A 20,666-nucleotide genomic window follows, 5' to 3' on the forward strand; every position below is an offset into this window, starting at 1 on the left:
ACATGACCGTCGATGAAGCCGCACGTGTGCCCGTCGTGATCGTCGGCGCCGGACCGGTGGGCGTGACCGCCGCCCTCCTCCTGGCCAGGCGAGGAGTCCGCAGTGTCGTCCTGGAACGCCACCAGGACGTCTACCCGCTCCCGCGTGCCGTCGCCACCGACGACGAGGTGTGCAGGATTCTGCAGGCCGCGGGCGTGGGGGAGGAGTTCGCCGCGATCGCCCGCCCTGCGAATGGGCTGCGGCTGCTGGATGCCCGGCATCGGGTGATGGCCGAGTTCCGCCGCTCCGAGCACGGCCTGCACGGCTACCCGCAGACCAGTATGTTCGACCAGCCAGAGCTGGAGCGGCTGCTGCGCGACGCCCTGGTCCGGCGCCCGGAGTGCGAGCTCAGGGGTGGCGTGGAGGTCACCGGTATCGGCCCGGACGCCACCGGCCCGGTGCGGGTCACCTACCGCGACGACGCCGGCGAGCACGAGCTGTGGGCCGACGCGGTCCTCGGCTGCGACGGCGCGAACAGCCTCACCCGCGAGGCCATCGGCGCCGTCTGGGAGGACCTGCGCTTCGAGGAACGCTGGACCGTCATCGACGTCCGGACGACAGCCGACGTCCGCTGCTGGGATGGCGTTGACCAGGTCTGCGACCCGGACCGCCCGGCCACCTTCATGCGCGTGGGCGAGGACCGCTACCGCTGGGAGTTCCGGCTGCGTGAGGGGGCGGAGCAGCCGGTCCGCGAGTTGGTCGCCCCGTGGCTGCCACCTTCGCACGAGGGGGACTTCGAGATCGTCCGCGAGACGCAGTACACCTTCCGGGCGCGCGTCGCCGACCGCTGGCGCAGCGGACGGGTCTTCCTGCTCGGCGACGCGGCCCACCTCACCCCGCCGTTCATCGGCCAGGGACTGTGCTCGGGCCTGCGGGACGCCTACAACCTGACCTGGAAGCTCGCCCGCGTCCTCCAACAAGGTGGCGACGATCGGCTGCTGGAGACCTACGAGAGCGAACGCAAGCCACACGCCCGGCATGTGATCCGGCTCGCGGTCGCCATGGGCTGGGCCATGACCGGCGGCCAGGACGGCGCCGCCGCAATCCGCCGCAGGCTCCTGGCCGCCGCCTGCCGCATACCCGGCCTGACCGAGCTGGCCGGCCGCGACCTCAGCCCGCCCCTCACCGCCGGCCCCCTCGTGCGACGCGGGGTCCGCCGACGCCTGGCAGGCACGCACTGCCCGCAGCCGTGGCTGAGCGTCGACGGACGACGTGCCCGCCTCGACGAACTGCTCGGCGACTCCTTCACCGTCCTGACCGCCACCGAACCCGGCCCCTCCCTGACCGCGCTCGCCCACAGCCTCGGCATACGCGCGTTCTCCGTGACCGACCTCGGCGACGACGGCACCCTCGCCGCCTGGCTGCGCGCCGGACGCGCGGACGCCGTACTGCTGCGGCCCGACCGCGTCGTCCTGGATGTCGTCCCGGCCGGGGGACGCGACTTCACGTCGACCGCCGACTGGGCGGCCCTGCTGCACAGCACACGAAACCCTGTTCCTCCCGAACGGACGGCTATGAGAAGCCTGTTGAGGAGTACGACGCGATGAGCACGCCCTTCTTCACGCCCGATCCGCAGACGGCGGCCGCCAGTCGCATCGCGGAGTTCGCCCGGCGCCAGGGCATCGACCCGGACGACTACGCCGCTCTGCACCAGTGGTCGGTCACCGACCTGGAGGGCTTCTGGGGTGCGGTGTGGGAGTACTTCGACATCGACGCCGACACCCCCTACGAGCAGGTGCTGGCCGAGGAGAGGATGCCGGGCGCCCGCTGGTTCCCCGGCGCCACCCTCAATTACGCCCATCACGCCCTGCGCAACCTCGCCGACGACCGGCCCGCGATCATCGCACTGGACGAGACCGGCTCCGGGTACGAGGTGACGGGGGAGCGGCTGCGTGCCCTGGTCGCCTCCGTCGCCGCCACCCTGCGCGACCTGGGCGTGGGGCAGGGAGACCGGGTGGTCGGCTACCTGCCCAACATCCCGCACGCGATCGTCGCGTTCCTCGCCGCCGCGAGCCTGGGCGCGGTCTGGTCGGTGTGCGGCCAGGACTACGCGCCCAAGGCCGCCGCCGACCGCTTCGCCCAGCTCGAACCCACCGTACTGATCGCCGCCGACGGCTACCTCTTCAACGGCACCACCCACGATCGCCGCGACGCCACCCTCGAACTGGCCGCGTCCCTCCCGACGTTGAAGGCGACGCTGCTGGTGGACCACGTGGGCCTGCCGTGGCCGTCGAGGGCGTACCCCTCGCTGGTGGTCCCGTGGGAGGACGCGGCCACCCGCACGGAGGAACTCCTCTGCACGCCGGTGCCGTTCGACCACCCCCTGTGGGTCGTCTTCTCCTCCGGCACCACCGGCCTGCCCAAGGGCATCGTCCACGGCCACGGCGGCGTCCTGCTGGAGCACCTCAAAACCCTCGGCCTGCACTCCGACCTCGGCCCCGGCGACCGCCTCCTCTGGTACACCACCACGCACTGGATGATGTGGAACCTGGTCGCCTCGACCCTGCTGACCGGCGCGACGACGTGTACGTACGACGGCAGCCCGGCGCCCTTCGCCAAGCTCGACGTCCTGTGGGAACTGGCCGCCCGCCACCGGGTCACCGTCTTCGGTACCAGCCCCCAGTACCTGCTGGGCATGGCCAAGTTCGGCATCGACCCGTCCGGCCATGACCTGTCGTCGGTCCGCGTGGTCGGCTGCACGGGGTCCGCCCTGCCGGCGTCCGCCTACCCGTGGGTCCGCGACCACGTGGGGGAGCGGGTGCTGCTGGCCTCGATCAGCGGCGGCACGGACGTGGTGTCGGGCTTCGCGGGCAGTGCGCCCAACACCCCGGTCTGGGCCGGGGAGTTGTCGGCACCGCACCTGGGTGTGGCGCTGGCCGCGTACGACGCCGGGGCCTCGCCGGTGGTCGACCAGGTCGGTGAGCTGGTCGTCACCCGCCCCATGCCGTCGATGCCGCTGTCCTTCTGGAACGACTTCGACGGCACCCGCTACCGCGACGCCTACTTCTCCTCCTACCCGGGCATCTGGCGGCACGGTGACTGGATCACCCTTACGGGCCATGGCTCGGTGATCGTCCACGGCCGCTCCGACAGCACTCTCAACCGCAACGGCGTCCGGCTCGGCAGCGCCGACATCCACGACGTCGTCGAACGCCTCCCCGAGATCACCGAGGCCCTGGTCATCGGCGCGGAGGAACCCGACGGCGGCTACTGGATGCCGCTGTTCGTGGTCCCAGCGGCGGGCGTCGAACTCGACGACACCCTCCGGGAGAGGATCAAGGAGGCCATCCGCACCGGGGCCTCACCCCGCCACGTCCCGGACGAGATCCTCGAAGTGCCGGGCATCCCGCACACCCGCACCGGCAAGAAACTGGAGGTCCCGGTCAAGCGCCTGCTCCAGGGCGCCCCTGTCGAGCAGGTCGTGAATCCGGCCGCGGTGGACGCCCCCGACCTCATCGCCTACTACGCCGGCTTGGGCGAGGAGCGCCGCAAGGGCAGGACCACCGCATGAGAACAGTGCTCGCCGTCGCCCTGTCCCTGGTCTTCCTTCCCCTGGGCCTGGCGAAGATCGCCGCGGTGCCGTTCATGCGCCAGGCGGCGGCCCACCTCGGCATGACACCGGGCCACTACCGCGTCGTCGGCGCACTGGAGGTGGCGGGGGCCGCCGGGCTGCTGCTGGGACTGGTGTCGCTCCCGCTCGGCGTGGCCGCCGCGACGGGACTGGCGTTGCTGATGGCCGCGGCGGCGGTGGTCCACCTGCGCCACGGCGACCCGCCGCCCCGGGCGCTCCCGGCCGCCGTACTGGCCCTGATCGCCGTGACGTACGCGGCAACGGCGGTGGCCGCCGGCTGACGTACGTCCCGTACGGGCCGCGGATGGGCAGCCACTTGTGAGGGTGGCGGCTGCCCTTCCCCCGGCTCCCCGCGGGCCGCCATCGCACACCGGCCTCCCCCTCCCCCCGGGCCGGGGTGGCCCGCGTCGACGTCCGGGGCCTGCGAGACGACTGGCTCGACAGGCCCCGGACGAGCAACCCCGTCTCCCTCGCCGACCGACCCCGGCGGCCGCCGCCGTCATGGTGCCGACATGCTGACTCTCCGCCCCACCACGCCGGAGGACCCTCGCGACGTGACCGACTGGGAGAGCGAACCCGACACCTCGGCATGGCTGGGCGAGACAGGGGCCGTCTGGCGCACCCGAGCCCTGACCGATCCGGACCAGGAACATGTCAACAGCCGCGCTGGTTCGAGGCCGCCGCGTCCTTGTACCGGATCGACGCCGTTGGAACCTTGCGTGTACGACGGATGCTGCCCGACGTCGCGGATCCTGGAGTGCCGTTCGCTACGCCAGACTGTCCCGCCACGCCCGGTGCAGATCCGCGAACCGGCCCGTTCCGGCGACGAGTTCCGCCGGTGTGCCGTCCTCGACGATCCGGCCGTGCTCCATGACCAGTACCCGGTCCGCGATCTCGACCGTCGACAGCCGGTGCGCGATCACGACGGCCGTACGGCCGTGCAGGACCGTCGACATCGCGCGCTGCACGGCCCGTTCGCCGGGGATGTCGAGGGAGCTGGTCGCCTCGTCGAGGATCAGCACGGCCGGGTCGGCGAGCAACGCCCGGGCGAACGCGACGAGTTGGCGCTGGCCCGCGGAGATGCGACCGCCGCGCTTGCGTACGTCGGTGTCGTAGCCGTCGGGGAGCGAGCTGATGAAGTCGTGCGCGCCGATGGCCTTCGCGGCCTGCTCGATCTCCTCACGGGTGGCGTCCGGGCGCCCGATGGCGATGTTCTCGGCGACCGTGCCGGAGAACAGGAACGCCTCCTGCGTCACCATCACCACCCCGCGCCGCAGTTCGGGCACGGCCAGCTCGCGCAGGTCGACGCCGTCCAGCAGGACGCGGCCGTCGGAGGGGTCGTAGAAGCGGGCGAGCAGCTTGGCGAGTGTCGACTTGCCGGCGCCGGTGGCGCCGACGACCGCGACCGTCTGCCCGGCCGGGATCGTGAGGTCGAAGCGGGGCAGCACCTCGCCGCCGGTGCGGTAGGCGAACAGTACGCCGTCGAAGACGACTTCGCGGCCGGGGTGCTCCGACTCGAGGGCCGGGAGCTGCCGGGGCGCCTGCGGCTCGGGGACGGACGGTGCCTGGGCCAGCAGCCCGGCGATCTTCTCCAGGGAGGCCGCCGCCGACTGGTACGAGTTGAGGAACATGCCGAGCCGGTCGATCGGGTCGTACAGACGCCGTAGATAGAGCACGGACGCCGCCAGCACACCGAGGGCCAGCGTGCCGCCCGCGACGCGGTAGGCGCCCCACAGCACGATCCCCGCGACGGCCGTGTTGGCCACGAGACGCGAGCCGACGACGTAACGGGCCATCTCCAGCAGCGCGTCGCCGTTGGTCCGCTCGTGCCGGGTGTTGAGTACGGCGAAGTCGGCGTCGTTGGCAGCCTCGCGGCGGAAGGCGCGCACCGGGCGGATGCCGTTCATCGTCTCGACGAACTTGACGATCACGGCGGCGATCGCGGTGGACCGCACGGTGTACACCCGCCCGGCACGCCGCCGGTAGAGCCGTACGAGGAGGTACAGCGGCACGAAGGAGGCCACGGCGACCGCGCCCAGACCGAGGTCCAGCCACAGCAGCATCGCCGCGATGTAGACGAAGGACAGGATGACGGTGACGAGTTCCTGCAGGCCCTCCTCGAGCAGTTCGCGCAGGGACTCCACGTCCGTGGTCGAGCGGGAGATGAGCCGGCCGGAGGTGTAGCGCTCGTGGAAGTCGACGCTCAGCGCCTGGGCATGGCGGAAGATACGGCCGCGCAGGTCGAGCAGCACGTCCTGGTTGACGCGGGCGGAGAACAGGATGAACGCGTACTGCAGCGCTCCGGAGGCGACCGCGCACACCAGATAGCCGACGGCGACGGCGATCAGCGGCCCGAGGTCGTCGCGCCGGAACGCCGGTACGGCCGTGTCGATCGCGTACGCCACCAGCAGCGGGCCCGCCTGCACGGCCGCCTGCTGGAGCAGCAGCAGGAGCGTGGTGACGGCGACGCGGGCCTTCATCGGCGCGAGCAGGGAGCGCAGCAGGGCGGAGGTGGCGCCCGGGGGAGTGGGCAGGACGTCGCGGTCGAAGGGGTCGTCCGGCCTGGCGGACTCCGGTTCCTCGGCCGGTTGTTCCTTGCCCGGTGCGGTGGCGGTCGTCGCCGTCATCGGTCGGCCTCCTCGGTCCCGGCCATGAGGTGGGCGTACTCGGCATTCGTGCGCAGCAGGTCGTGGTGCGTGCCGACCGCGGCGATACGGCCGCCGGAGAGCAGGGCGACGCGGTCCGCGAGCAGCACGGTGGACGGGCGGTGGGCGACGATGAGGGCGGTGGTCTCCGCGAGCACGTCGCGCAGGGCGGCCTCGACCGCGGCCTCCGTGTGCACATCGAGGGCGGACAGGGGGTCGTCCAGCACCAGGAACCTCGGCCGCCCGACCACGGCCCGCGCGAGCGCCAGCCGCTGCCGCTGCCCGCCGGAGAGGCTGAGCCCCTGCTCGCCGACCTGGGTCTCGGTCCCGTCGGGCAGCGCGTGCGCGAAGCCGGCCTGCGCGACGGCGAGCGCCCGCTCCAATTCAGGCTCTCCCGCGCCGTCTCCGGCCCCCATGAGAACGTTGTCCGCGACGCTGGCCGAGAAGAGGGTGGGCTCCTCGAAGGCGACGGCGACGAGTTCGCGCAGCGCTTCCCTGGACATCTCGGAGATGTCCTGCCCGTCGAGGGTGATACGGCCGGACGTCACCTCGTGCAGACGGGGGACGAGGGCGGTGAGGGTCGTCTTGCCGCTGCCTGTCGCGCCGACGAGGGCCATGGACTCGCCGGGGCGGATGTGGAGGTCGATGCGGTCCAGGACGGGTGGGGAGTCGCAGAGGGCGTCGGGGTAGCGGAACGAGACCTCGTGGAAGCGGATGCCATCGTCGCCGGCCGCGGGTCCCGCATCTTTGTGGGGCGCTTCCGTCTCCGGCGTTTCATCCATGACCTCGAAGTACCGCTCTGTAGCCGTCGCCGCCTCCTGACTCATCGCCAGCAGAAAGCCGATCGACTCCACAGGCCACCGCAGGGCCAGCGCCGTCGACAGAAAGGCCACCAGCGTGCCGGCCGACAGCACCCCGTCGGCCACCTGCACCGCCCCCACCACCAGCGCCGCCCCGATGGCGACCTCCGGCAGCGTCACGATGACCGCCCAGATGAGGGCCAGCAGCCGGGCCTTGCGCAGCTCCGTGCCCCGCAGCGTCCGCGACAGCTCCCGGAACGCCCGTGCCTGACTGCGATGCCGCCCGAACCCCTTGATGATCCGGACCCCGAGCACGCTCTCCTCGACGACCGTCGTCAGATCACCGACCTGGTCCTGCGCGAGCCGCGCCACGGCGGCGTACCGCTTCTCGAAGAAGAAGCACATCACCGCCATCGGCACGGCGGGAGCGAGGATCACCAGCCCCAGGGTCCAGTCCTGCAGCAGCATGATGATCACGCCGACAAGGATCGTCACGCCGTTGACCAGCAGAAACGTCAGCGGGAAGGCGAGGAACATGCGCAGCAGCATCAGATCGGTGGTGCCCCGGGACAGCAGTTGCCCCGACGCCCACCGGTCGTGGAACGCCACCGGGAGGCGCTGCAGATGCCGGTACAGATCCGCCCGCATCGCCGCCTCGACCCCCGCCAGCGGCCGCGCCACCAGCCATCTCCGCAGCCCGAACAGCAACGCCTCGGCGAACCCGAGCAGCAGCAGACACAGCGCCCCGAGCCAGACGCCGGCCGGATCCCGGTCGGCGACGGGCCCGTCCACCATCCATTTCAGAACGAGCGGAATGACCAGCGCGAGACAGGACGCGACGATCGCCACGAACGCGGCGGTGAACAACCGCGAACGCACGGGCCGCACATACGGCCACAGACGCAGCAGCGTACGTACGGCGGATCGCTCGGCCCTGTCCTCTGCGGTTGCACGTGTCGTCACCATCAGCAGCGAGCCTACGGATCGCCACTGACACTGCCCACCGAGTTTTGGCCGGTCCGCAATCGGCCGTTGGTCCTACGACCTGCACGTTCGAGGGGTCGTACGGCCGCATCAACCGATCGGCTGATACCCCGTCGAGCGCGACGGCCGATGTGGCCGGAACCGGCCCGCCGGGACGCTGGGGGCATGACCGTCATCGAAGTCAGCGATCTGCGCAAGTCCTACGGCGGCCGGGCCGCCGTCGACGGTGTGTGGCGACGGCATACCAGCGGGGCATCCTCGGCTAGGACCTGTCGTTTGGATCATGCCGGCGTCGCGGGGCCTGGCACGCGCTCCCCCGAGCTCTTCGAGCAGGGGTACCCCCAGCCGCGTTGTCGTCGGTTGCCGACTCCCCCACGCTCGAACAACCTCGCGCGGGGGCACCCCCATCGACCCCGGCTCGGGTCGGCTGAAAAGCACAGTGGCTCTCAGCCGACCTGATCCGAACGACAGGCCCTAACCGGGATAGGGCAGCAGCCCGCCCGCGATCCTCTCCCAGGCGGCCTTCAGCTCGGCGAGCAACTCGGGCCTGTCCGACGCCAGATCGGCCTGCTCGCGCTGGTCGGCGGCCAGGTTGTAGAGGTGGTCCTTGCCGCTCGCGTCACGGTAGTACTTCCAGTCGCCGCGCCGCAGGGCCCGGTTGGCCCGTACTCGCCAGAACAGATCGCGCTCCGGCAGCTCCTCGCCGCGCAGCAGGTAGCCGGCGAGACTTGTGCCGTCGAGCGGATACGCCGGGTCCGGGCGGGCCCCACCGAGCTCCAGCAGGGTCGCCGTCCAGTCCGGGGAGAAGTTCGGCTCGTGACTGACCTGCCGGCCGTTGATCCGGGCCGGCCAGCGCACGATCGCCGGGACCCGGATGCCACCCTCCAGCAGCACGAACTTCTCGCCGCTGAGCGGCCAGTTGTAGGAGTAGCGCTCGCCGCCGTTGTCGCTGGCGAACAGCACGAGCGTGTTCTCCTCCTGCCCGGAGCGACGCAGGGCGTCGAGCACCTCGCCGACGGCGGCGTCGAGGCTCTCGACCATCTGCGTGTACTTGGCGACCGAGCCGCCGTCGTAGTGATTGAGCGCCCGGCTGACCTCCGCCTGACTCTTCGCGGCCCGGATCTTCGCCGCGATCTCCGCGCCGGTCTCCTCGTCGCCCTCCGCGAGCCAGGGCCAGTGCGGGGTGGTGAAGTTGAGGTTCAGCAGCCAGGGCGCGGTGTGGTCCCGGCTGACGTACTCGACGGCCCGCTCGGTCAGTACGGTCGTGTAGTACCGCAGGTCCTGGTACTCGGCGTCCCCCTCGTAGAGGTCGTACGCGCCGAGCTGGCCCAGCTTGGAGAAGTACTCCAGGACGCCACCGAAGTTGCCGAAGAACTCGTCCCAGCCGGATTTGGTGGGGCTGTGGTCCGGCAGCCAGCCGCAGTGCCACTTGCCGATCAGGGCGGTGGCGTAGCCGGCCTTCTTCAGCAGCGAGGCGAGCGTGGGGTGGTTCGGGTCCAGCCCCTGCGACTTGTCGGCGACGGGCTCCGCCAGCCCGCCCTTCGTACGGCCCGGATAGCGCCCGGTGTACAGGCTGAACCGGGTCGGGGAGCAGGTCGCCGAGCCGGAGTACGCGTTCGTGAACGGCACCCCCTGCCGGGCCAGCCGGTCCAGGTTCGGGGTCCGGATGTGCGGGGCGCCGTAGGAGGACAGGTCCGCCCAGCCCAGGTCGTCGCCCAGGATGACGAGGAAGTTGGGGCGCTTGCCGGACACGGCGGGGCGGGCCTCGAAGGGGCGCTCGGCGGGGGCGGCTGCTACGGCTGCGGCGGCCTCGGCGGGGATGGCCGTACCGGCGACGGCGGTCACGGCGCCACCGCCGACGAGGCCGCCGAAGGCACGGCGGGATATCTCGGGCATGCGTCCCAGTCGATCAGCAGCCCCGGTCCCATGGCCAGGAAAACGGCGCGGAGTTCATGGGCTTGAAACGCCACCTCAATGAGCCCGGCGCCATCTCACTGAACCCCGCGCCGCCTCACTCGACCCTCAGCAACAGCACCGCCCGCGCCGGCACCGTGACCGCCGCCCCCGCCGGATGCTCCACACCCGGCGCCTCCCCCTGCTCCTCGCGCGAGGTGTCGACGACCACCTCGTACCGCTCCGCCCACGGCGGCCCCGGCAGCACGAAGCTCACCGGCCGGTCCCCGGCGTGCAGCACGGCCAGGAAGCTGTCGTCGGCTATCGGCGCCCCGCGTTCGTCCCGGCCCGGGATGTCCCGACCGGACAGGTACATGCCCAGCGTGGCGGCGGGCGCGTACCAGTCCCGTTCCGTCATCTCCGTGCCGCGCGCCGTGAACCAGGCCAGGTCCCGGAGGCCGTCGGCCGAGTGCGCCCGGCCGGAGAAGAAGGCCCGGCGACGCAGCACCGGATGCCGGTGCCGCAGCTCGATCAGCCGGGACGTCAGGTCGAACAGCGCCTTCCAGCCCGGCTCCTCCAGCAGCCGCCAGTCCAGCCAGCTGATCTCGTTGTCCTGGCAGTACGCGTTGTTGTTGCCCCGCTGCGTCCGCCCCAGCTCATCGCCCGCGACCAGCATCGGCACACCCGTCGACAGCAGCAGCGTGGTCAGCAGGTTCCGCAGCTGGCGCCGCCGCAGCGCGCGTACCCGCTCGTCGTCCGTCTCGCCCTCGGCCCCGCAGTTCCACGACCGGTTGTCGTCGGAGCCGTCCCGGTTGCCCTCGCCGTTCGCCTCGTTGTGCTTGCGCTCGTAGGACACCATGTCCCGCAGCGTGAAACCGTCGTGCGCCGTCACGAAGTTGACCGAGGCGTACGGCCGCCGCCCGCCCCACGCGTACAGGTCGCTGGACCCCGACAGGCGGTACCCCAGATCCCGTACGTCCGGCAGCGCGCCGCGCCAGAAATCCCGTACGGCATTGCGGTAGCGGTCGTTCCACTCCGTCCACAGCGGCGGGAAGGCGCCCACCTGATAGCCGCCCGACCCCACGTCCCACGGCTCGGCGATCAGCTTCACCCGCCGCAGCACCGGATCCTGCGCGATGACGGCGAGGAACGGCGAGAGCATGTCGACGTCGTGCATGGAACGGGCCAGCGCGGCCGCCAGATCGAAGCGGAAGCCGTCCACGCCCATCTCCGTCACCCAGTAGCGCAGTGAGTCGGTGATCAGCCTGAGCACATGCGGTTGGACGACGTGGAGGGTGTTCCCGCAGCCCGTGTAGTCCGCGTACCGGCGCGCGTCCGACTGCAACCGGTAGTACCCCCGGTTGTCGATCCCCTTCAGCGACAGCGTCGGGCCGAGCTCGCCCGCCTCCGCCGTGTGGTTGTAGACGACGTCGAGGATGACCTCGATCCCGGCCGCGTGCAGCGCGCGCACCATCCGCTTGAACTCGCCGACCTGCTGCCCGGTCGTACCGGAGGCGGCGTAGGCGGCGTGCGGGGCGAAGTAGCCGATGGAGTTGTAGCCCCAGTAGTTGCGCAGACCCTTGCGCAGCAGGTGGTCCTCGTGCGCGAACTGGTGGACCGGGAGGAGCTCGACGGCCGTCACGCCCAGCTTCACCAGGTGCTCGACGGCGGCAGGGTGTGCCAGACCGGCGTACGTCCCGCGCAGCTCCTCCGGGATCCCCGGGTGCAGTTTCGTGAAGCCGCGCACGTGCACCTCGTAGATCACCGAGTCCGCCCACGGCGTCTTCGGCCGGCGGTCGTCCATCCACTCGTCGTCGGGCGCGTCGTCATGGACCACGACACCCTTCGGGACGTACGGCGCCGAGTCCCGGTCGTCGCGCACGGTGTCCGCGACATGCTGCTGGGGCCAGTCGCGGACATGGCCGTAGACCTCGGGCGGCAGGCTGAAGTCGCCGTCCACCGCGCGCGCGTACGGGTCGAGGAGCAGCTTCGCCGGGTTCCAGCGGCCGCCGGTCCACGGGTCCCAGCGGCCGTGCACCCGGTAGCCGTAGCGCTGGCCCGGCATCACGCCCGGCACGAACCCGTGCCAGATCTCGTGCGTCAGTTCGGTCAGCCGGGCCCGCGTCTCCTTGCCCTGCTCGTCGAACAGGCACAACTCGACCGACTCCGCCCCGCCCGCCCACAGCGCGAAGTTGGTGCCCGCCACCCCGTCCGGGCCGACCCGGAAACGGGCGCCGAGCGGCACGGGCGAGCCCGGCCACACGGGCACCGCGGGGACCTTGCGCCGCGCGCCGTTCACGACGGCGGCCGGGCGCCCCTCCTCAGCGGCGACCGCGGCGGCCACCGCCTCCTGCTCGGCTGCGCTCGACACCTGACGGCCTCCCACGGCTCAGGGACCACACGAGTGTGGAAGCGGAGCCCTCGGCGTCCCGTCCGCGGCTCCCATCGCGTCGTCCTCCCACATGTTCTGCCCACCGCATGGCTCGCACTCACGTTTCCCCACACCCACCCCGGTCGTTGGGGTCTTCGTGAGGCACGTACAAGGGCGCGCGCGGCGCGCGGGGGCCGTGTTGGCCGCCGTACTGACATGGGCAGGACTGCTGGCCGGGGCGGCCGGCTGCACCTCCGGCGGCGCCGGTGTCGACGAGATGCTGGGCAAACCGCCGGCTCCCGAGGACGTCATCCGGGTGCTGCCGGACGACGGCAGCAAGGGCGCACGCCCCGACGACCGGCTTGTCGTGGGCGTGCTCAGCGGACGGCTCGAGTCGGTGAAGGTCGTCAAGTCCCAGGACGCGCAGGACACCCCGGTGCCCGGGCGCATCTCCGAGGACGGCCGGCGCTGGGAGCCCGACGACCCCGGGCTCGCCCTGGCCGCCAGGTACACGATCGACGCGGTGGCCCTCGACGGCCACGGGCGCCGCAGCGCACGGCACACGACCTTCACCACGTACGTCCCCGACGAGCGGTTCATCGGCTACGTCACCCCGGAGCACCGCTCCACCGTCGGCACCGGAATGATCGTCTCCCTGGAGTTCAACCGGGAGATCGAGCACCGCGCGGCCGTCGAACGCGCCGTCCAGGTCACCGCCGAGCCGGCCGTGGACATCCGCCCGCACTGGTTCGGCACCTCCCGCCTCGACTTCCGCCCGCAGCACCCCTGGAAGCCCGGCACCCGGGTCACCGTCGACCTGCGCCTGCGGGACGTCGAGGGGGCGCCCGGGGTGTACGGCCTGCAGCACAAGACGTTCTCGTTCACCGTCGGCCGCCACCAGGTCTCCGTCGTCGACGCGGCGAAGCACACCATGGAGGTACGGCGCGACGGCGAGCTCCTCGCGACCGTGCCGGTCACCGCGGGCGCCCCGAAGCACACCACCTACAACGGCAAGATGGTCGTCACCGAGATGCTCGAACTCACCCGGATGAACGGCGCCACGGTCGGCTTCAAGAAGGCCAACGGCAAGGGCGAGTACGACATCCCCGACGTCCCGCACGCCATGCGCCTCACCGACTCCGGCACCTTCCTGCACGGCAACTACTGGGCCGACGCCGACATCTTCGGGCGCACCAACGTCAGCCACGGGTGCGTGGGCCTGCGGGACGTCAAGGGCGGCAGCTCCGAGACGCCCGCGGGTTGGTTCTTCGACCGCAGCCTGGTCGGGGACGTCGTCGAGGTCGTCAACAGAAAGGACAAAAAGGTCGCTCCCGACAATGGCCTCGGAGGATGGAATATGGGCTGGAAGGAGTGGAAGGCGGGGAGTGCGGTGAAGTAACAGGAAAGGGGGGTGAGTTGCTCGACCAACCGGCTATCTGTCGATGTTGGAACTGAACGGTGACAATCGCGCGGCGCCAACGCCCATGACCTTGTGGTTAATATGCGCCGATGCGCGCGGCGAGCGCGCGGGGGAGCGGGCCGACCAGGCCCGACAGGGCCTTGGGGCCCGGCGAGGGCCTTGGGCCCGGGGAGGGGAGAAAGACTTGAACGTGCGGCCGATATCGGGGGCGTCGGTTGACGCGCGCGCCAGGCGTGGACGCGTGGGGCTGTCGGCGCTGGCGGGTGTGCTGCTGCTCGCCGTGACCGCGTGCGGCGGAGGCGGCGGGTCGAACGCCGGGGCCGGCAACGGCAAGGGCGAGGACTCCGCCACGGCGGAGGCCAAGAAGTCGCAGGCCGTCGTGACCATAGCGCCGGGCGACGGGGCGAAGTCCGTCGAGACCAGCGGCGCGCTCAAGGTCACCGCGGCCAAGGGGAAGCTCACGGACGTCGAGGTCAAGGACGCCAAGGGCAAGACGATAGCCGGGAAGATATCCGGCGACGGCGGCACCTGGACGCCGTCCACGCATCTCGCGGCCGCCACGAAGTACACCGTGCACGCGGTCGCCAAGGACTCCGAGGGCCTGGAGGCCACCAAGGAGGCCGACTTCACCACCCTGACCCCGAAGAACACCTTCCTCGGTCACTTCACGCCCGAGGACGGCTCCAAGGTCGGCGTCGGAATGCCGTTCTCGCTGCGCTTCACCCGGGGCATCACCAACCCCGAGGACGTCGAGAAGGCGGTCACGATCAAGACCGAGCCCGCCGTCGAGGTGGCGGGCCACTGGTTCGGCAACGACCGTCTCGACTTCCGGCCCGAGAAGTACTGGAAGGAAGGCACCAAGGTCACCGTCGAGCTCAACCTCGACGGCGTCGAGGGCCGCCCCGGCGTCTACGGCGAGCAGTCCAAGACCGTCTCCTTCACCATCGGCCGCGACCAGGTCTCCGTCGTCGACGTGAAGACCAAGAAGATGAAGGTCATGCAGGACGGCAAGGTCGTCAAGACCATCCCCGTCACCACCGGCAAGCCCGGGTACGCGACCTGGAACGGCCAGATGGTCATCACCGAGAAGTTCGTCGAGACCCGGATGAACGGCGACACGGTCGGCTACGAGGGCGAGTACGACATCAAGGACGTCCCGCACGCCATGCGCCTGACCAACTCCGGCACCTTCATCCACGGCAACTACTGGGGTGGCGACGCCTTCGGCAACTACAACGCCAGCCACGGCTGCGTCGGCCTGCGCGACGTCAAGGGCGCGTGGGACGGCGGTACGCCGGCCGCGTGGTTCTACAACCACTCGATGATCGGTGACGTGGTGGTCGTGAAGAACTCCAGCGACGCGACCGTGGCCCCGGACAACGGGCTGAACGGGTGGAACATGTCGTGGGAGAAGTGGAAGGCCTAGCGCGTTCCTGACGGGGGCACGTCCCCGCCGCCGACGTACGGCCCCGGTGTACGGCCTCGATGTGAGGTACGGCACCGGGGCCGAGGTCGTTAGCGGCGGTTAACCTGCTCGCATGACCGTGAATCTCGAAGTCGCCGAAGGCGTCGGTACCCTCCGCCTCGACCGTCCCCCGATGAACGCGCTGGACGTCGCCACGCAGGACAGGCTCAAGGAGCTCGCCGAGGAGGCGGGCCGGCGTGACGACGTACGGGCCGTGGTGATCTACGGCGGGGAGAAGGTGTTCGCGGCCGGCGCGGACATCAAGGAGATGCAGGCCATGGACCACACGGCGATGGTCCTGCGCGCACGGGCCCTGCAGGAGTCGTTCACGGCGGTGGCCCGGATCCCCAAGCCGGTGGTGGCTGCGGTGACCGGCTACGCGCTCGGCGGGGGCTGCGAGTTGGCGCTGTGCGCGGACTTCCGTATCGCCGCGGACAACGCCAAGCTGGGCCAGCCTGAGATCCTGCTCGGCCTGATCCCGGGCGCGGGCGGCACCCAGCGGCTGGCCCGGCTGATCGGCCCGTCGAAGGCGAAGGACCTGATCTTCACGGGTCGTATGGTGAAGGCCGACGAGGCACGGGAGTTGGGCCTGGTGGACCGCGTCGTGGCCGCCGACCAGGTCTACGCCGAGGCGCACGCCTGGGCGGCGAAGCTGGCACAGGGCCCGGCGATCGCGCTGCGCGCGGCGAAGGAGTCGATCGACACGGGTCTGGAGACGGACATCGAGACGGGCCTGGCGGTGGAACGGGGTTGGTTCGCGGGCCTGTTCGCCACCGAGGACCGGGAGCGGGGGATGCGGAGCTTCGTGGAGGAGGGGCCGGGAAAGGCCAAGTTCCTCTGATCCTCTGAGGCGGAGCAGTCCGAAACTCCCCCCGCATCACTTGCAATTGACGCGATGTCTGATCCGGGTCCCTCGATGGGGCGGTTTATGGCAGCCTTAAGGCAACCTTAAGCCTGTCTTGTCGAGGGAGCCCGTCGATTGCCTCCAGCAGAGCCGTCGTCGCAGGTCGGACGGGCTGTGAGTGACTCCGAACTGCCACTGTCATATGCCGCTGGAGCCGCACGGAATGAGTTGTTCCGGGGGGTGTATTCCGCGGGAACGGCCCCGGAGGGGGCTGTGGGCGGCCATGATGGGGGCATGGCGGGGCTGGAGGGTATCGAACAGCCGCGGGGACACGGCCGTGTGACTGCGGCGCGCTGGTCGCCGGGGATCGAGGACGAAGCTGCCTCGAAGGCGCTTGAACTGTTCGGCAATCCCACGGAGGCGGAGGTTCCGCTCCCGTCCCGCCCCGAGTCCGCGGCAACGGCGCGCCGGCTCGCGCAGGTGGTGGTACTGCGCCAGTGGGGCCTGACTCCGAAGATGACGGAGGACGCGGTCCTGCTCGTCTCGGAGCTGGTCGGCAACGCAGTCCGCCACACCGGCGCCCGCGTCTTCGGCCTTCGCATGCGCCGTCGCCGGGGCTGGATCCGCATCGAGGTCCGCGACCCCTCGCGCGGACTGCCGTGCCTGATGCCGGTCCAGGAGATGGACGTCAGTGGCCGCGGCCTGTTCCTGGTGGACAAACTCTCCGACCGCTGGGGCGTGGACCTGCTGCCGCGCGGCAAGACGACGTGGTTCGAGATGCGGGTGGCGGACCGCTAGGGTCCGTCGGGGATGCCCGGTTCGGTCAGCGCGCCGCGCACAGGCTTCCGACCCGGACACCATGATCAGCGTGCCCGGGTCGATGTGCCCTCAGCAGAGGTCGAGGTTATTGAAGTCGTAGGTCGCGTAGTCCTCGACCGTGCGGATCTCGCCGTTCGCGGGGATGTTGACCCGGTACCTGGGCCCCCAGAAACGGACTTCGGCTCCGCCGGTCTGGTTGTTGAGAACAGCGAGCGCGTCGATGAAGTTCGAGAGCGACCGCGTATCGCACTTGAACAGGTGGAAGACGCTGTGCTTGCCATCGCCCTGGCCAACCGACACGCAGGCGATGCCATCTGCTGCGGCGCAGCCGGCCAGCCAGTAGTTCCGATCGGCACTCGACACATCCCGCTGTACCCACTCGCCCGAGAACAGCGGGTAGATCTGCGGTGTCCATGCCCTCGTGCCGGCCGCGGCGTTCGGCGCTGCCTGTGCTGGTGCCTGCGCCGCCAGCGGAACAAGGACTGCGGCGATCATCGCCACGACCATTGCAGCCGCCCGTTTTCTGAGTCTTCCCCAGCGCATGTGATCTCCTCTGTGGTCGCAACCGATGCAGCCGTTCCAACGGTGAGATGTCGTCACCGCGGCTGCTGCCGTTACCCGACCGGAGCGCTCACATCTGCTGCTCCGGATGCCGTAGCGGCCGCGAGCTCCCCCGAGTCGGCGCCTCGAAGCGTAGGGCGCGCCAGGGATGTCGCGGCCCTGACAGTTGTCAGGGTGGGGCATTCGGGGCCGGCCTGGCCGCCAGGGATGGGCGGCGACCCGTGGTGGGCCGCCTATCGGGTGAATCGTGCGTTTTTCGACGCATTCCTCATTAAATAGTCCGGTGCCCTAGATCGACTGCCCACCGGACGACAAACCGCTCCCGCGCCCCACCCCACCTCCCACCCCGCCGTACGGAAGAGCCGCCGATGAACGTCATCCACCGCACCCTCCTCGCCGGCCTCGGCCTCCTCGCACTCGCCGCCTGCGGCACCGAGTCGGCCAAGGACAGAAACCGTGCCGCCGCCGAGTCCCCCGGCACCCAGGCCGCCGCCGTCCCCGCCCCACCGAAGAAGCAGCCCGTGGACGGCCTCCCCGGCATGCCCCCCGTCCTCGATCCGAAGGACGTCTACGCCGCCGACCGCCCGAACAAGCTCTCCCCGGTCGTCAAGGACTTCCCGTCCCGCGTGTACGTACCGAACAGCGAGTCCGACACCGTCTCCGTCATCGACCCGAAGACGTACGAGATCATCGAGACCATCCCCGTCGGCCGCCAGCCCCAGCACGTCGTGCCCTCCTGGGACATGAAGACCCTCTGGGTCAACAACAACCGCGGCCACACCCTCACCCCCATCGACCCGAAGACCGGCAAGGCGGGCAAGGAGCTCAAGGTCCACGACCCGTACAACCTCTACTTCACCCCCAACGGCAAGTACGCCGTCGTCATGGCCTCCCTCGACCGCGAACTCGTCTTCCGCGACCCCCACACCATGAAGCGGATCAAGACCGAGCCGGTCACCTGCTACGGCGTCAACCACGCCGACTTCTCCGCCGACGGCCGGTACTTCATCGTCTCCTGCGAGTTCAGCGGCGAACTGCTCAAGGTCGACACCCAGAAGATGAAGGTCGTCGGCCAGCAGCGGCTCCCCTTCGACGGTGCGATGCCCCAGGACGTGAAGATCTCCCCGGACGGCAAGAGGTTCTACATCGCCGACATGATGGCCGACGGCATGTGGGTCCTGGACGGCGACAAGTTCACCGAGCCCACCCTCCTGCGTACCGGCAAGGGCTGCCACGGCCTCTACGTCAGCCGCGACTCACGCGAGATGTACGTCTCCAACCGCGGCGAGGGCAGCGTCTCCGTCTTCGACTTCACGAAGAACAAGCTCACCAAGAAGTGGCACCTCCCCGACGGCGGCAGCCCCGACATGGGCGGCGTCTCCGCCGACGGCAAAGTGCTGTGGCTGTCCGGCCGTTACGACTCCGAGGTGTACGCCATCGACACCCGCACCGGCAAACAGCTCGCCCGCATCCCGGTCGGCAGCGGCCCGCACGGCCTCGCCGTCTACCCGCAGCCCGGCCGCTACTCCCTCGGCCACACCGGCATCTTCCGCTAGGCCGTGTCCGCGAAGTCCCGCCTGCCCCGCGACGCCTGGCACGCACTCTCGCCGCGGGGCCCGCCCTCCGGGCGGACGACGGGACTTTGCGGACACGCCTAGGACCTGTCGTTCGGATCATGCCGGCGTCGCGGGCGGCTGAAAAAGCGCAGTTCCTCTCAGCCGACCTGATCCGACAGGCCCTAGCCGACAGCTGGTTGACCGGCGGTCAGCGGACACGCCGCCGTACGAGTGACGCTCCGCGCCCCACCGCCGTGGGCCCGGGATGGTACTCCCATGATCACAACTCGCTTGCGACGGCGGGCCGCTGCCGCCGTCCTGTCCCTCTCGGCCGTCCTCGCGACGACGGCCGCCACGGCTCCCGAGGCCCCCCGCACCTCGGTCGCCGACCTCCCCGCCGCCATCGCCGGACTCCCCGCCCCCGCTCTCACGACGGTGACCAAGGCCGCCCCTGCCCCGGCGGCCTGTCCCGTCCAGTACGACGACAAGGTCAAGGCCGCCGCCGACCGCCGCGTCGACGTGGACCGCATCACCCCCGACCCGGCGTGGCGGACCACCTGCGGCACGCTCTACCGGGCCGACGGCCGCGGCCCGGAGATCGTCTTCCAGGAGGGCTTCAAGCCCAAGGACGTCGTGAACGGCCAGTACGACCTGGAGCAGTACGTCCTGGTCAACCAGCCCTCTCCGTACGTGTCCACCACGTACGACCACGACCTGTACAAGAGGTGGTGGAAGTCGGGCTGGAACTACTACATCGACGCCCCCGGCGGCATCGACGTCAACAAGACCATCGGCGACACCCACAAATGGGCCGACCAGGTCGAGGTCGCCTTCCCCGGCGGCATCGACCGGAAGTACATCATCGGCGTCTGCCCGGTCAACAAGACGACCAAGGTCGAGATCATGAGCGGCTGCCAGAGCAACCCGCACTTCGAGGCCTGGCACTGAGCGCCGGGTACCGAGGGCCCGGTAAGGAGCACCCGGCGCGGAGGACCCCGCACCGAGATCCCTACCGGGCGTGCAGCAGCAGCTCCGCGCCCACCTGCCGGTAGCCGGCCGCCTGGAACGCCCGCACGCTGCGGGCGTTCCCCGGCGCGATCTGCGCCCACAGCGGCTCCGTGACGAGATGCCGGGCGGCCCTCACCAGCAGCCGCCCCAGCCCCCGTTGCCGTACGGACTCCTCCACCTCGACCGACACCTCCAGCCGCCCGGCGACCCCGCGCCCCAGGACCACCACACCCCCCTGCGCCGCCCACGCGCGCACGTCGTCGCGCCGCCTGCGGGTGTAGCGGATCCGGGGGTGAGCGGCGTCCTCGATCTCCTTCAGCGCGAGCGGTGGCTCACCCGGCAGCGGGGAGCCGACCAGGACCGCGTCGACGGTCTCGGACCAGCGCCCCGTCCGCTCCATGAGGGCCGCCAGGAACCGTGGGTTCAGCGTCGCGGCCAGTCCGTCGCAGTCCACCTCGCGCAGAGTGTCGTGGATCCAGTCGGGATCCTCGTCCGTGACGACGACGGAGTGCGCGGTGAAGGAGAGGACACCGGCGTGCCGGGGCGAGGGCTGGGGCACGACGGTCGTACCGCCGTCCGCGGGCGGGAAGACACCACGTGCCGCCGCGTCGAGAATGTCCCGCAAGATCTCCGCCACGGCGGTCACCCCCACCCTCCGCTCTTGAGTCTCCACCCGCTGGAAGGCCCACA

General features: G+C 70.7%; 15 protein-coding genes. 9 read left to right on the forward strand and 6 right to left on the reverse strand.

Annotation, left to right across the window (positions count from 1 at the left end; all coding sequences use genetic code 11):
• The first annotated feature begins 2 nt into the window (after window positions 1–2).
• From ACIBAG_RS43790 to ACIBAG_RS43800, 3 genes are read left to right on the forward strand one after another with little or no spacing between them, the layout of a single operon-like run.
• On the forward strand, window positions 3–1,586 hold the full coding sequence (locus ACIBAG_RS43790; RefSeq protein WP_399113491.1) for a bifunctional 3-(3-hydroxy-phenyl)propionate/3-hydroxycinnamic acid hydroxylase: 1,584 nt from the start codon (window positions 3–5) through the stop codon (window positions 1,584–1,586).
• Window positions 1,583–3,550: an acetoacetate--CoA ligase gene (locus tag ACIBAG_RS43795; RefSeq protein ID WP_399113493.1), complete on the forward strand. Its 1,968-nt coding sequence runs from the start codon at window positions 1,583–1,585 to the stop codon at window positions 3,548–3,550. Before ACIBAG_RS43790 ends, ACIBAG_RS43795 begins: the two co-directional genes overlap by 4 nt.
• On the forward strand, window positions 3,547–3,891 hold the full coding sequence (locus tag ACIBAG_RS43800) for a DoxX family protein (protein WP_399113495.1): 345 nt from the start codon (window positions 3,547–3,549) through the stop codon (window positions 3,889–3,891). The genes ACIBAG_RS43795 and ACIBAG_RS43800 overlap by 4 nt, the downstream gene beginning before the upstream one ends.
• Before the next feature lie 486 nt (window positions 3,892–4,377).
• On the opposite strand, the gene ACIBAG_RS43805 is transcribed toward ACIBAG_RS43800, so the two are convergent.
• The 4 genes from ACIBAG_RS43805 to glgX form a co-directional block, all read right to left on the reverse strand.
• On the reverse strand, window positions 4,378–6,237 hold the full coding sequence (locus tag ACIBAG_RS43805) for an ABC transporter ATP-binding protein (RefSeq protein ID WP_399113497.1): 1,860 nt from the start codon (window positions 6,235–6,237) through the stop codon (window positions 4,378–4,380).
• Entirely contained in the window at window positions 6,234–8,021 is a 1,788-nt protein-coding gene (locus ACIBAG_RS43810) for an ABC transporter ATP-binding protein (protein ID WP_399113499.1), read from the reverse strand. The genes ACIBAG_RS43805 and ACIBAG_RS43810 overlap by 4 nt, the downstream gene beginning before the upstream one ends.
• A 492-nt stretch (window positions 8,022–8,513) precedes the next feature.
• A complete protein-coding gene (locus tag ACIBAG_RS43815) occupies window positions 8,514–9,935 on the reverse strand; it encodes a sulfatase (RefSeq protein WP_399113501.1) in 1,422 nt (473 codons plus the stop codon).
• 115 nt (window positions 9,936–10,050) lie between these two features.
• The gene (gene glgX / locus ACIBAG_RS43820) at window positions 10,051–12,303 is read right to left on the reverse strand and encodes a glycogen debranching protein GlgX (RefSeq protein ID WP_399113502.1); all 2,253 of its coding nucleotides are present in this window, start codon (window positions 12,301–12,303) and stop codon (window positions 10,051–10,053) included.
• Window positions 12,304–12,460: 157 nt separating this feature from the next.
• Here glgX and ACIBAG_RS43825 point away from each other — a divergent pair, with 157 nt between their 5' ends.
• The 4 genes from ACIBAG_RS43825 (at window position 12,461) to ACIBAG_RS43840 (ending at window position 16,830) form a co-directional block, all read left to right on the forward strand.
• The gene (locus ACIBAG_RS43825; RefSeq protein ID WP_399113503.1) at window positions 12,461–13,702 is read left to right on the forward strand and encodes an Ig-like domain-containing protein; all 1,242 of its coding nucleotides are present in this window, start codon (window positions 12,461–12,463) and stop codon (window positions 13,700–13,702) included.
• Between the two features lie 205 nt (window positions 13,703–13,907).
• Entirely contained in the window at window positions 13,908–15,149 is a 1,242-nt protein-coding gene (locus tag ACIBAG_RS43830) for an Ig-like domain-containing protein (RefSeq protein WP_399113505.1), read from the forward strand.
• Between the two features lie 112 nt (window positions 15,150–15,261).
• Window positions 15,262–16,029: an enoyl-CoA hydratase/isomerase family protein gene (locus ACIBAG_RS43835; protein WP_399113507.1), complete on the forward strand. Its 768-nt coding sequence runs from the start codon at window positions 15,262–15,264 to the stop codon at window positions 16,027–16,029.
• A 297-nt stretch (window positions 16,030–16,326) separates the two neighbouring features.
• Window positions 16,327–16,830 (forward strand): ATP-binding protein, encoded by a 504-nt coding sequence (locus ACIBAG_RS43840; RefSeq protein WP_399113508.1) that lies wholly within the window; start codon window positions 16,327–16,329, stop codon window positions 16,828–16,830.
• A 90-nt stretch (window positions 16,831–16,920) separates the two neighbouring features.
• On the opposite strand, the gene ACIBAG_RS43845 is transcribed toward ACIBAG_RS43840, so the two are convergent.
• Window positions 16,921–17,394: a hypothetical protein gene (locus tag ACIBAG_RS43845; protein ID WP_399113510.1), complete on the reverse strand. Its 474-nt coding sequence runs from the start codon at window positions 17,392–17,394 to the stop codon at window positions 16,921–16,923.
• A 386-nt stretch (window positions 17,395–17,780) separates the two neighbouring features.
• Here ACIBAG_RS43845 and ACIBAG_RS43850 point away from each other — a divergent pair, with 386 nt between their 5' ends.
• Window positions 17,781–18,968 (forward strand): YncE family protein, encoded by a 1,188-nt coding sequence (locus tag ACIBAG_RS43850; protein ID WP_399113512.1) that lies wholly within the window; start codon window positions 17,781–17,783, stop codon window positions 18,966–18,968.
• A 276-nt stretch (window positions 18,969–19,244) separates the two neighbouring features.
• Window positions 19,245–19,916 (forward strand): ADP-ribosyltransferase, encoded by a 672-nt coding sequence (locus ACIBAG_RS43855; RefSeq protein WP_399113514.1) that lies wholly within the window; start codon window positions 19,245–19,247, stop codon window positions 19,914–19,916.
• Between the two features lie 61 nt (window positions 19,917–19,977).
• Here the strand turns inward: ACIBAG_RS43855 and ACIBAG_RS43860 are convergent, their stop codons facing one another.
• Window positions 19,978–20,613 carry a GNAT family N-acetyltransferase gene (locus tag ACIBAG_RS43860; RefSeq protein ID WP_399113516.1) on the reverse strand — a complete coding sequence of 212 codons (636 nt, stop codon included), beginning with the start codon at window positions 20,611–20,613 and terminating at the stop codon, window positions 19,978–19,980.
• Window positions 20,614–20,666 lie beyond the last annotated feature (53 nt).

This window comes from Streptomyces sp. NPDC051243 (genome assembly GCF_044455405.1).
Classification (GTDB): domain Bacteria; phylum Actinomycetota; class Actinomycetes; order Streptomycetales; family Streptomycetaceae; genus Streptomyces.